This window comes from Flavobacterium sp. W22_SRS_FK3, from assembly GCF_052113665.1.
Taxonomy (GTDB): Bacteria; Bacteroidota; Bacteroidia; order Flavobacteriales; family Flavobacteriaceae; genus Flavobacterium.
Genome location: NZ_JBGQOF010000008.1, coordinates 1 through 12,324, shown reverse-complemented (window position 1 = coordinate 12,324; position 12,324 = coordinate 1). Strand labels below are relative to the sequence as shown.

Below are 12,324 nucleotides of genomic sequence, written 5' to 3'. Positions count from 1 at the left end.
AAATATTATATTTTAGGTTTTTTTATTTGATTACAGAGGTGATCCACCAGACATTTCCAAAAGGGTCTGTTACACCGCAAGTTCTGCCATAATCCTGATCACTTAATCCCATCAGAGAAATAGCACCATTTTCTAATGCTTTTTGATACGTTTCATCTGCATTGGGTACATATACAAACAAGTTTGAAGTTTGTTTTGCCCAGTCTGTAATTTCATCGGTTATCATAATTGTACTTCCGTTTAAAGAAATTTCGGCATGCATAATACTTCCGTCCTCGCGAAGAGATTTTTTATTAGTTTCAGTAGCGCCAAAAACGTTTTTTGTAAAATCGATAAATTTAGAAGCGCCCTGTAAAATCAAATAAGGCATTATAGTCTGATGTTCTGCTGGTATATTCATTTCTGTTAAATTTTAAAAATTAGATTTTAAAATTACAATTTTTTAATTTATTATTTGTAAATCAATATATTATGAATCTATAAAAGTACTTCACAATGAAAACCATGTGCATTTAGAAGCTCAATAATTTTATTATTTGAAATAGAAGAAGCATGAATTCGCAGGATTTTATCACAATCTTCCAAATCGAAGTTGATGACGCTGTTTGGAAAATGCTCAAGAAGTCTCCCAACAATCATTTCTGAATGCTCTACTTCCTGAACATTTGTTTTAAAAACTTCTATCATCGGAAATTGATTTATATAGCATTGTTTTTGTAGCGTTCAATTTTATGATAATAGATATAAGAAATCATTAAAATTGCCAGAATTATTAAAGGAAAGAAACTCTGAAAATCAATTCCGTCAACTGCAAAATGGCTTATGGATGCAAATATAAAATCGAAAGCAAAACCGGCATATGCCCATTCCTTAATCCGATTTGGTACTTGTGGAATCACCAATACCAATACACCCAAAATTTTAAAGACGACTAACGCATTCCCGAAATATTCAGGATATCCCAAATGTCTAATTCCTTCTTTTGCCATTTCAGATTGTGAAGTCAGGGCAGGCATAACACCCTCAAATATAAAAATAATAATAGTTGTTATCCAGAAAATCATCTTTGCTTTTTTCATTGGTTTATATTAAATAGTTATTAGTTAATTGTTTTATACAAATTTACTATTGTTATTTTCTTACATAATAGTTATTTACGACTATTTTAGGGGCATTTAAGACAGATTGATGACTTTTTTGGATTAAGAAAAAGAGAATAGAAAAAGAGAATAGAAAAAAGAAGAAAGAGAATAGCTGAATCATACTAGCAATTTTTACAAATATGCTATTTTTAGGAAATTAACGAATAATAGTCTTATAAAATTAAAATTTGTTGTTCAGTATTACATAGATAACTGAATATCAATAAATAAAAAACGCACTACAAAACCGAAGTCTTGCAGCACGTTTTCAGAAATAAATAATTAAAAACGGGTATTATCTCCAGCCACCGCCCAATGCACGATATAACTCGGTATTGGCAGAAAGTTGTTGTCTTTTTATATCAGCAAATTCTAATTCGCTTTGCAATAAACTCGCTTGGGCCGAAAGTACTTCAAGGTATTCCGCCATTCCGTTTTTGAATAACAAATTCGAATTTTTAATCGCTTGCTGTAATGTTTTTACACGTTCCTGAAGAAAAGCTTCCTGTTGCTGTAATTTTTCAACAGCGACTAAAGCATTGGCAACTTCACTAACGGCAACTAAAACAGACTGTCTGAAATTGATAACTGCTTTTTCTCTTTCAACAACAGCAATATTGTATTGTGTTCTTACTTTTTTATTGTTGAATAAAGGTTGTGTTAAACCTCCAGCAACAGTTCCGAACAATGAAGCCGTAATATTGAACCAATTACTGGTTTCAAATGAATTCACGCCGCCTTGCGCTGTAATTCTCAAAGCTGGATACAAATCGGCTTTGGTAATTCCAACATTGGCGTTAGCTGCTTTTAAAGCAAATTCGGCACTTTTTACATCAGGTCTTCTGCTTACTAATGAAGACGGAATTCCGATAGAGGTATTGTTTTTTACTTCAATTGCGCTCAAACGAATTGTTCTTTCCTTTGAATTTGGAAATGATCCTGTCAGAACACTCAAAGCATTTTCCTGAATAGCTATGTTTTGTTCCAGTAACGGAATTAATTGCGCTGAGTTTAATTTCTGCGCTTCAGATTGTTGAATGGCCAATGATGTTACCTGGCCTGCATCGTATTTTAATTTGATGATAGTTGATGTACTGTCATTTAACTGAACATTTTGCTTTGCTATTTCTAATTGTGCATCCAACATCAAAAGATTGTAATATCCTTTTGAAACATCGGCAACAATAGTAGTCTGTACTGCTTTTTTGACCTCTTCAGATTGGAGATATTCAGCATAAGCACCCTTTTTCTGATTTTTGATTTTACCCCAAATATCAGCTTCCCAAGAAAGTGTTGCTCCGGCTGTGAAATCATTAATGTGGTTTTGACCTAAAGCCTGACTTAGATTCTTCCCGGTAAAACTATTGTCGGACGGATTGTTTGTGCTGGCGTTAACCCCTAAATTAATCTGAGGAACATTATTCCACTTTGATTGTGTGAATCGGTATTGCGCAATTTTGATGTTTTTAGTAGCGATTTGTAAATCGTTATTTCTGGATACCGCGCTGTCAATAAGCTTTATAATATCTTTTTCGGTAAAGAAGTTCTTCCACTCCAAATCGGCAATACTCGTCGTATCTTTTGAAACCGATGCATTCCTGAAATTTTCAGGAAATGCATCTTTTGGAGTTTCAATATCCTTCGAAACTTTACAGGATATGATTGTGATGATCAAAATAGCGACCATCACGATTTTGGTTATGTACTTTTTCATTTTATAAGTTGTCATTAAATTTCTGTACAAGTATCTTTTTTAGATTCAAGATCTTTTGAGATTCTGTAGGATATATAGGTGATGCCAATAATTATGGTCACTAAAAATGTCGTTATATAATTTTCCATGTTTTATTTTTCTTCGTTATGTATTATGGCTACCGGTTTTCCGGTAACTTTTTCTTGTAAATGCTGGAATACGATGAATAAAACCGGGATGATCAACAACCCAAGAATTACTCCCGAAACCATACCTCCGGCAGCACCAATACTAATCGAGTGGTTACCTTGTGCCGATGGTCCTTTGGCACTCATCATCGGAATTAATCCTACTACGAAAGCCAGTGACGTCATAATAATTGGACGTAAACGTAATTTTGCGGCATCAATAGAAGCTTTAACCAAAGCCTGTCCGGATTTTCGTTTTTGCACGGCAAACTCGACAATCAGAATGGCATTTTTGGCGAGCAATCCAATTAACATGACCAAGGCAACTTGCACATAAATGTTATTTTCAATTCCGGTTAAACCGATAGCTACAAATACTCCAAAAATTCCTGCAGGTATAGATAAGATTACGGCCAAAGGCAAAATGTAACTTTCGTACTGTGCAGCAAGTAAGAAATAGATGAATATCAAACACAGTAAGAAAATCGTTGCCGATTGACCTCCGGAAGAAATTTCTTCACGGGTCTGTCCTGAGAATTCATAGCTATAACCTGCAGGTAATTGTTGTGCTGCTACTGCTTCAATTGCTTTAATGGCATCTCCGGAACTAAATCCAGGAGCAGGAATGGCATTTATCGAAATAGAGTTAAACAAGTTATATCTGGAAGCGGTTTCAGAACCATAAATACGGCTTAATTTTAATAACGTATTTATCGGAACCATTTCGCCATTTTTGTTTTTCACAAAAACTCTGTCAATCGCTGATGGATCTGCTCTGTCTGCAATATCTGCCTGAACTACAACTCTGTAATATTTACCAAATCTGTTGAAATCAGATGCTTGCGCACTACCAAAATAAGCCTGCATGGTTTGCAGAATGTCTTTTACTTTTACACCTAACTGATCCGCTTTTTCATCATTGATATCCAATTGTAATTGAGGATAATCAGCTTTGAAACTTGTAAAGGCTACGGCAATTTCGGGACGTTTCATTAATTCGCCAATGAAATTTTGAGAGATTCCACTGAATTTATCCAGTTTACCACCGGTTTTATCCTGAAGAACCATATCTAAAGCCTCAACGTTACTAAATCCCGGAACAGTTGGGAAACTAAATACAAAGAAGCTTCCGCCTGAAATCGCACCCAATTGGCCACGAACCTGATTCATGATGTCCTCAATATTTTTAACATCGCCACGCTCTTCATTTGGTTTAAGCAATACGAAAACAACTGCTGATGATGGGCTTGTTGAATTTGTTAATAAGTTGAAACCTGAAATTGCAGTTACAAATCTAGATGCATCTAAAGCTTTTAAAGTGTTTTCTGCTTGGGTCATTACTTTCTGAGTTCCATCAAGAGATGTACCGGAAGGTGTATTTACGGCAATTGCAATAAAACCCTGATCTTCTGTTGGGATAAATCCGGCTGGAGTTGTTTTTACCATTACAATAGTAGCTATAGTAATTAACGCCAATCCGCCTAAACTAACCCATTTGTTACGAATCAGGAACTTTAATCCACCTACATAGCGATTTGTCAACGACTCAAAACTATTGTTGAATCCGATAAAGAATTTTTCTTTAAAACCTTGTTTTGCGTAAGGTTTATTTCCGTCTTGCTCTGCATGATTATCTTTTAGGAACAAAGCGGCAAGGGCAGGGCTCAATGTTAAAGCGTTTACTGCTGAAATTACAATTGCAATTGCCATCGTAAAAGCGAACTGACGATAGAAAACCCCGGTCGAACCTTCCATAAAACCAACTGGCAGGAATACAGCAGCCATTACCAGCGTAATCGAGATAATAGCACCCGTAATTTCGTGCATCGCTTCATGTGTGGCTGCTTTTGGAGATAAGTGTTTGTGCTCCATTTTTGCGTGCACGGCTTCGACAACCACAATCGCATCATCTACCACAATACCAATCGCCAGAATTAAAGCGAAAAGCGTTAAAAGGTTGATTGAAAATCCGAATAACTGCATGAAGAAGAACGTTCCTAAAATTGCTACAGGTACCGCAATAGCCGGAATTAATGTTGATCTGAAATCCTGCAGGAAAATAAATACCACAATAAATACCAATATAAATGCTTCAATTAAAGTATGTTCAACCTGTTCGATCGATTGGTCAAGAGATACTTTTGTACTGTAGAAAATATTGTGTTTTATTCCTGTTGGGAAATCTTTAGAGGCTTTCACCATCAATTTGTTAATCGCAATTTGAATATCATTAGAGTTAGAACCCGCTAACTGAATAACACCAATTACAACTCCTTTTTTACCATTCAAACGTGTCAAACTGTTATAAGAGTAAGCACCAAGTTCTACTCTGGCAACATCTTTTAAACGAAGTACAGAACCATCTGCATTCGAACGAATGGCAATGTTTTGATAATCTTCCGGTTTTGTTAGTTTTCCTTTGTATTTAATTACATATTCAAAAACCTCTTTACTTCTTTCTCCAAATTTTCCTGGAGCAGCCTCTAAACTTTTGTCCTGAATAGCGGCCATAACTTCATTTGGCGTCACATTGTGAGTCGACATTTGAGTTGGATTCAGCCAGACTCTCATCGAGTAATCTTTAACCCCGCCAAAAATACTGGCAGAACCTACACCCGGAATACGTTTAATTTCGGGAATAATATTAATTTGGGCATAATTGGCAACAAAAGTCTGATCGTATTTCGATTCGTCTTCGGTGTACATACCAATCGCCATGATAAAACTGTTTTGTTGTTTCGCTGTGATTACACCTTGCTGAACAACCTCTGCAGGCAACTGACTCGTGGCCTGAGCAACTCTGTTTTGCACGTTAACCGCAGCCTGATCGGCATCTGTTCCTAATTTAAAGAAAACAGTAATCGCAAGGGTACCATCATTACTGGCAGTTGAACTCATGTATGTCATGTTCTCAACACCATTTATAGATTCTTCCAGAGATGGTGCAACCGAACGTAAAACCGTTTCGGCATTCGCTCCCGGATAAACCGCCGTTACTAAAACCGATGGCGGTGCAATATCAGGAAACTGTTGTAAAGGCAATTTTGTAAGTCCAAGTACACCCAGAATCACCAATAGAATGGAGATAACCGTTGCCAGTACAGGTCTTTGTATAAAAATTTTGAACATTTTCGTAAAAATTATTTTTTATTAATGATTTGGGCAACTTCTCCAGTTGCTGTTTGAGGCTGGATCACTTGTCCTTCCTGAAGTTTGTCTATACCGCTTAAAACAATTTGATCACCCGATTTTACACCATCGCTAATAAGATAGTTCGTACCGCTTTTTCCAATAATTGTGATAGGCATTTTATTTACTTTATTGTCTTTACTTAAAGTGAAAACAAACACTTTATCCTGCATTTCGATAGTTGCAGATTGCGGCACCAGAATCGCATCGTTATGATTAATTCCTAATCGAATTTTTCCTGTGTTTCCAGAACGTAAAGTTCCGTTTGCATTTGGGAAAGTGGCTCTTAACGTAATCGCTCCTGTAGTTTTATCAAATTGACCATCAACCATATCAATTTTTCCTGATTTACCATAAGCATTATTATCAGCAAGAATTAAAGTTACTGGAGGTAAATTTTTGATTTTATCACCAATTGTATTTCCTGCATAGTGTGATTTGAATTTGATGAAATCAGTTTCACCTAAAGAAAAATAAACAAAAACTTCATGCACATCAGACAGTTTGGTTAACGGTTCAATATCTGTAGCAGAAACTAAACTTCCTTGTTTTTTAGGCAATCTTCCTATGTAACCACTAACAGGAGCTGTTACATTAGTATATCCTAAATTAATTTTTGCAGATGCTACCATTGCTTTGGCTTGCTCGATATTGGCAGCAGCAATTTTTTGAGAAGCTTTAGCCGTTTTTAACTGATAATCAGAAACTACTTTGTTTTGTACCAAAGGAGTCAATTTATCAACTTCAAGCTGAGCGTTGATCAAAGCAGCTTCAGAAGCATGAAGACTAGCCAAAGCATTGTTTAATTGCTCGCGAAAAGGACGTTCGTTTATTTTGAATAAAGTTTGACCTTTACTTACATAAGCGCCTTCGTCTACTAAAACGCGATCCAGGTTACCGCTTACCTGAGGACGAATTTCTACATCTACAGTTCCTTGTATCGAAGCCGGATATTCAGCATCTGTAACAGCATCAGAGTTTTTGATCGCTAAAACAGGCAGGAGTGGGGCTGCCGGAGCTGGAGCTTGTTGTTTATCTGCACAACTGCTTAGTACAAGTGCTAGAATAAAGCTGGTTATAATTACATTTTTCATTTTCATATTGGTTTTAATTTGTTTGACATTCTCGTTTTTAAAAATTTTATTTCTGGTATTCCCTGTATTCATATTTAATTCAATTAAATTATCTAACGTTGTTAAGTAAAAGTGCGCAAATTTCCATACAGTAAGCTCTTTCCAATTCTATTTAAATCGGTATTAAATTATCTAACATTGTTAAGTAAAAGTCTAAAAAATAAGCTTTTATTATATTTATTAAATTTTCTAACAGTGTTAAGCGAATGTTACAAAAAAAAGGATTTTATATTATCCAGTTTAACTCATTTTACACCGTTAAGCAAAATTGAAAATTTTTTTATTGTATAGATTTGATGATACCACCAATGGCATCTTTCAAAATCTGAGCATTTATTGTTTCTAAAATATCACTTTTATTAATGATGTTGATGGCGATTAAGCCATGAATAACAGAAAAGAAAGTAAAATATTTTTGTTTAATGATATCTTCACTCGGATTGCTGTCTTTCATAATTTCAGCAATAACACCCGTGAACAATTTGTAAGGTGCTTCCTGGGCCGAACATCGCTGTGCGCAGCAGGTCATTTGAACACCAAACATTAACTGATACATTTCAGTATTAGTAAAAGCGAAATCCCAGTAAGTCATCCACATGGCTTCCAATTGATCTTCGGGTTTTTCAAATTTGGCTTTTGCAGTTTGCAGCTCTTTAGCCAGTTTCATAAAACCTTTGCCGGTCAGTTCTTCCAATATTGCTTCTTTATTCGAAAAGTATTCATAAATAATAGGAGCAGTATATTCGATTCTGTCAGCAATTTTACGCATACTCAAACCATTCCAGCCTTCTTCTTTTACGATATCATAAGCAGCGCCAAGAATATTATTTCTTGTCTCTTCTTTTTGTCTTAAAATTCGATCTTTGCTAGCCATTTTATTTGAGTATTAAATTGTTTAACACTGTTAGGCAAATGTATGGCGGATTTTCTGATTATGGAATAAATTTGTCATAATATTTTCTTATCATGCTATAGATGCTTAAAAATAAGCCCTTCCAAAGGTTTTCACATTATTAAATATTTTATTTTAATTGAAATCCGAGTTCTTTTTAACAGTTTTTAGTACTTTCAAATTCTCCAAAACGTCGTCAAAATTAAAAAGCAAAGATAAAGTTGATTTAATTGTCTAAATTTTTAGTAGCATACCATTTTTGTTTCACAAGAACATCTGTCACGCTATCCACTATATCTTTTAGGGCAAACCCCGCCATAAAAGGATGCCGTTCTATCGGGGCTAGGTTAGAAATTTATATTTGATTAGTACTTTAGCAAAACATTTATTGTATTATTACAAGAAAAAGTACAATGAAAACAGCATCAGTTATAAAAATTGCGATTATTACCCTAATAACACAATCAATCCAGGCTCAGGAAATAAAAAAAGAAACAGCTCAAGGTGATCAAAAATATACGATTGAAAACTGTGTCAATCATTTCGACTTAAACAAGGCCACAAAAACCAAAGTTGGGTATCAATACTGGTTTGGAGATAAAAACTTCACTCAGGAAAGCACTCTTAAAATGAGTATCGTAGAACCCGGAAAATCAACCCATGCGCCACACCATCATCCAGAAGAAGAATTCTTCTATATTCTGGAAGGCACTGCCCAATTTTTTCTAGACGGAAAAACAGTAACTGCCGGACCAAATACCAGTTTTTATTGTCCGCCAAATGCAGAGCACGGCATTAGCAACGTTGGAAAAACAGATTTGAAGTATTTGGTAATTAAGAAAGATTTGAAGTAAGGTTTTCTTAACAATAGCCCTGCTGCTTTACAAGCTGCATTTCTTTATTGTAACCCAATCAATAATAGAATATAATATTTTTTTTAAACCATTTGATATATTTGAAGTTTTAAACCGGCTTTGGAGTGCATGTATTAAAATAAAAAAAGCAAAGCCAAAACTTTGCGTATAGAAGATTTTTAATACGTATCAATCACAGTGACCAACAAATCAGAATCAACCAGATTGGAAGGCGAAACCACTTTTTCTTCCAGTGGAATATCATTTCCATATCTTTCTTTTAAAACCTTTTTTACCCTTTCATCAGTTAAATTGAAATCTTTCAATTGCTGTAGTTTCGACAATTCAATATTCGCTCCATTTTTATAGATTTTCCAGACTAATTCTGAGCAGTAAATTCGGGTATCGGTCCATTCAAAAAAGGCGTCGTACTCTTTACCGTCAAATTGCTGACTGTAATCTTTCATTTTTTGAAGCGTATTGGGAGTTAGTACTTCGGCAGCATTTTTTAATCTTTTTACAATATAATTTTTATCTCTTCCATGCGTAATCCAATTATCCAAAGGAGTTAGTTTTACAGGCTGAACGGCTTCAAAAACAAATAAGTTCCCGTTTATTTCATAGATGATTCCACAATGCGAAAATTTGGAATTCGTTGCAATTCGTACCGCTTCACACTGAGGTGATTCCGAAGTCTGAAAGATAATATCGCCATCCTGAATCCTGTTCTTCTGACTTGTTTGTTCTTTTGCTCTGGATGCCAGAAAAGGATTGTTCGGAAAAACCTGCATCGTCATATAAAGGGCACAACAAAAGCTAAGCAAAAAGGTAACGGCGAGTATTGTGTATTTTGTTTTTTTCATTTTGATTTTTAAAACTTAAAAGTATTATTTATTTTTATAAAACAAACCCTTCTTAAATTTAAAGATGACAAATATGTACCAATAGACATTCGATTTCTACCACTATCATCTTTTTATTTAATTCTAACTTTGGAATTATTAATCTAATTGAAAATATAAAATATGAAAGCAATAGGATTTAAAACTTCGTTACCAATCACAGAACAAGATAGTTTTATTGAATTTGAAATAGAAAAACCCATTCCGGAAGCCAATGATTTATTAATAAAAATCAGTGCTGTGGGAGTTAATCCAGTAGATTTTAAGGTTCGTCAAAGCAGTGCAAAAGATAATATCTTGGAAACTCCAAAAATAATTGGTTGGGATGCTGTCGGAATTGTGGAAGCTGTAGGCAAAAATGTGAGTTTGTTTAAAGTAGGCGACGAGGTTTATTATGCAGGGGATATTACCAAACAAGGCAGTAATGCCGAATACCAGATTATAGACGAACGTATTGTAGGCAGTAAACCAAAATCACTGAAGATTGAAGAAACTGCTGTAATGGCATTAACTAGTTTAACGGCTTGGGAAATTTTATTTGACAGGATTCGGATCAATCCCGAAAAAGATAAAGGTAAAAGTATTTTGATTATTGGCGGAGCTGGAGGTGTAGGCTCTATTGCGATTCAATTGGCAAAAAAAATAGCGGGATTAACCGTAATTGCTACTGCTTCTCGTCCTGAAAGTATTGATTGGTGCATAAAACAAGGAGCTGATTTTGTGGTCAATCATAAAAATTTGGTTGAGGAAGTTCAAAATATAGGGTTTAAACAAGTCGATTTTATAGTGGATTTTGTAGATGTAAATCAATATTGGAATACTTTTGTTGAATTGATAAAACCTCAAGGACACATTGGTTCCATTAGTGATCCAGTGGAAAGTGTGAATCTCCGTCAGCTGAAAGGTAAAAGCGTGAGTTTTCATTGGGAATTAATGTTTACACGTTCGATGTTTCAAACTGAGGATATAAAAGAACAGCATAACATTTTAAATAAAGTTGCCGATTTATTAGATAACGGAACATTAAAAACGACCCTCAAGGAAACATTTAATGGACTCTCAGCGGATAATTTTAAATCAGCACATAGAATGCTTGAATCAGGTAAAACGATAGGAAAGATTGCAATAAAATTTTAACGGGCAATGCTCTGCTTTTGAAAAAAGCAGGGCTTTATACTGAATAGCATCTTTTTGCAGTATTAGATATTGCTCATTTGCGCAGATTTTTAAGAGAACACTTTGTAGAATAGTTTTTTTTAGCCCAATTAATCGGTGGTAATCTTCTTTTTATGTTTTGTACCCCATTCAGCCAATGCTGTAATAATGTCTTTTAAAGATTGACTGTATTCCGTAGAAATATATTCAACGATAACAGGTGTTTGGTCAACAACAATGACTTTTCTTTCTATTAATTGGTTTATTTCTAATTTTTTTAATTCACTTGAAAGCACTCTGGCAGAAATACTTTTTATGGTTCGTTGTAAATCATTAAACCTTGTATGGCCACCCAAAATAGCAATCATTACTCTAATGGTCCACCTGCCACCAAGAACATATAGAGCGTCTTCAGTTGCCGACAGACGATTTGTACATTGTGATTCTGAATACCCTAATTTGCTTGTTGCCATTTTGCTGTTTTGATGTTAACTAACCCAAAGGTTACTACTAACATTATAGTAACTACTATATTTTGGTAAGCTAATGTACATAATTTTGTATTATAATTTTAAAACAAAATAGAAATGAAATCTACAAAAATTACGTACTACGCTACTACAGCAATTATTTCGGCAATGATGCTGTTTATTTCTTTTGAAACCCTTACAAAACCTGAAGTAAAAGCTTCAATGGAACATTTAGGTTTCCCTGATTATTTTAGAATTGAAATAGGAATTGCAAAACTTATTGGTGCAGTTCTTATATGGTTGCCCGTTCGCTTATTAAAAGAGTCGGCGTACATTGGTTTTGCAATTATGTTTGCTTCAGCTTCGATAGCTCATTTTGCCGTTGGTGACCCCGCTGATAAAGTAATTGCAGGATTAGTTTTTCTTGCCATTTTAATTGTTTCTTATGTAACGAACACTAAAAGCAAAAAAACAAAATAAATTATCATCGTTAGTACTAACAAATTTACTCATGAATGTTATACTCCACTGTTCGAAATGTTCTTTTCATCGTTGCGCATTTTATCATAGAATGCGCAGCTTTTCATGAGGAACAATTCGTAGGGCGGGTTCGGAATCCGAATATTTTCGGCTAAACGTAAAGGTCTTGCGAAACGCTTAGTATGTTATCGGTATGAGAAATTCTGTTTTCATAAGCCCACACGAA

Annotated in this window: 12 protein-coding genes; 3 read left to right on the top strand and 9 right to left on the bottom strand. The window is 34.8% G+C overall.

The features are described 5' to 3' along the window. Positions 1–22: 22 nt before the first annotated feature. The 7 genes from ACEN2I_RS09305 to ACEN2I_RS09275 form a co-directional block, all read right to left on the bottom strand. Entirely contained in the window at positions 23–400 is a 378-nt protein-coding gene (locus ACEN2I_RS09305; protein ID WP_441765826.1) for a VOC family protein, read from the bottom strand. Positions 401–477: 77 nt separating this feature from the next. Beyond that, positions 478–687 carry a hypothetical protein gene (locus tag ACEN2I_RS09300; RefSeq protein WP_441765825.1) on the bottom strand — a complete coding sequence of 70 codons (210 nt, stop codon included), beginning with the start codon at positions 685–687 and terminating at the stop codon, positions 478–480. 11 nt (positions 688–698) lie between these two features. Next, the gene (locus tag ACEN2I_RS09295; protein ID WP_441765824.1) at positions 699–1,079 is read right to left on the bottom strand and encodes a DoxX family protein; all 381 of its coding nucleotides are present in this window, start codon (positions 1,077–1,079) and stop codon (positions 699–701) included. A gap of 358 nt (positions 1,080–1,437) precedes the next feature. Next, a complete protein-coding gene (locus tag ACEN2I_RS09290; RefSeq protein ID WP_441765823.1) occupies positions 1,438–2,856 on the bottom strand; it encodes a TolC family protein in 1,419 nt (472 codons plus the stop codon). Positions 2,857–2,987: 131 nt separating this feature from the next. Then, positions 2,988–6,152: an efflux RND transporter permease subunit gene (locus ACEN2I_RS09285; protein ID WP_441765822.1), complete on the bottom strand. Its 3,165-nt coding sequence runs from the start codon at positions 6,150–6,152 to the stop codon at positions 2,988–2,990. 11 nt (positions 6,153–6,163) lie between these two features. Continuing rightward, positions 6,164–7,378: an efflux RND transporter periplasmic adaptor subunit gene (locus ACEN2I_RS09280; RefSeq protein ID WP_441765821.1), complete on the bottom strand. Its 1,215-nt coding sequence runs from the start codon at positions 7,376–7,378 to the stop codon at positions 6,164–6,166. A 247-nt stretch (positions 7,379–7,625) separates the two neighbouring features. Continuing rightward, the gene (locus ACEN2I_RS09275; RefSeq protein ID WP_441765820.1) at positions 7,626–8,219 is read right to left on the bottom strand and encodes a TetR/AcrR family transcriptional regulator; all 594 of its coding nucleotides are present in this window, start codon (positions 8,217–8,219) and stop codon (positions 7,626–7,628) included. Between the two features lie 431 nt (positions 8,220–8,650). Here ACEN2I_RS09275 and ACEN2I_RS09270 point away from each other — a divergent pair, with 431 nt between their 5' ends. Continuing rightward, a complete protein-coding gene (locus ACEN2I_RS09270; protein ID WP_441765819.1) occupies positions 8,651–9,091 on the top strand; it encodes a cupin domain-containing protein in 441 nt (146 codons plus the stop codon). Between the two features lie 179 nt (positions 9,092–9,270). Here ACEN2I_RS09270 and ACEN2I_RS09265 read toward each other — a convergent pair whose 3' ends face one another. Beyond that, positions 9,271–9,954 (bottom strand): YiiX family permuted papain-like enzyme, encoded by a 684-nt coding sequence (locus tag ACEN2I_RS09265; protein ID WP_441765818.1) that lies wholly within the window; start codon positions 9,952–9,954, stop codon positions 9,271–9,273. Between the two features lie 162 nt (positions 9,955–10,116). On the opposite strand from ACEN2I_RS09265, the gene ACEN2I_RS09260 reads away from it, so the two are divergent. Then, positions 10,117–11,130 (top strand): zinc-binding alcohol dehydrogenase family protein, encoded by a 1,014-nt coding sequence (locus tag ACEN2I_RS09260; protein ID WP_441765817.1) that lies wholly within the window; start codon positions 10,117–10,119, stop codon positions 11,128–11,130. 128 nt (positions 11,131–11,258) lie between these two features. On the opposite strand, the gene ACEN2I_RS09255 is transcribed toward ACEN2I_RS09260, so the two are convergent. After that, positions 11,259–11,621 carry a winged helix-turn-helix transcriptional regulator gene (locus ACEN2I_RS09255; protein WP_441765816.1) on the bottom strand — a complete coding sequence of 121 codons (363 nt, stop codon included), beginning with the start codon at positions 11,619–11,621 and terminating at the stop codon, positions 11,259–11,261. A 114-nt stretch (positions 11,622–11,735) separates the two neighbouring features. Here ACEN2I_RS09255 and ACEN2I_RS09250 point away from each other — a divergent pair, with 114 nt between their 5' ends. Next, a complete protein-coding gene (locus ACEN2I_RS09250; protein WP_441765815.1) occupies positions 11,736–12,098 on the top strand; it encodes a DoxX family protein in 363 nt (120 codons plus the stop codon). Positions 12,099–12,324: the final 226 nt, after the last annotated feature.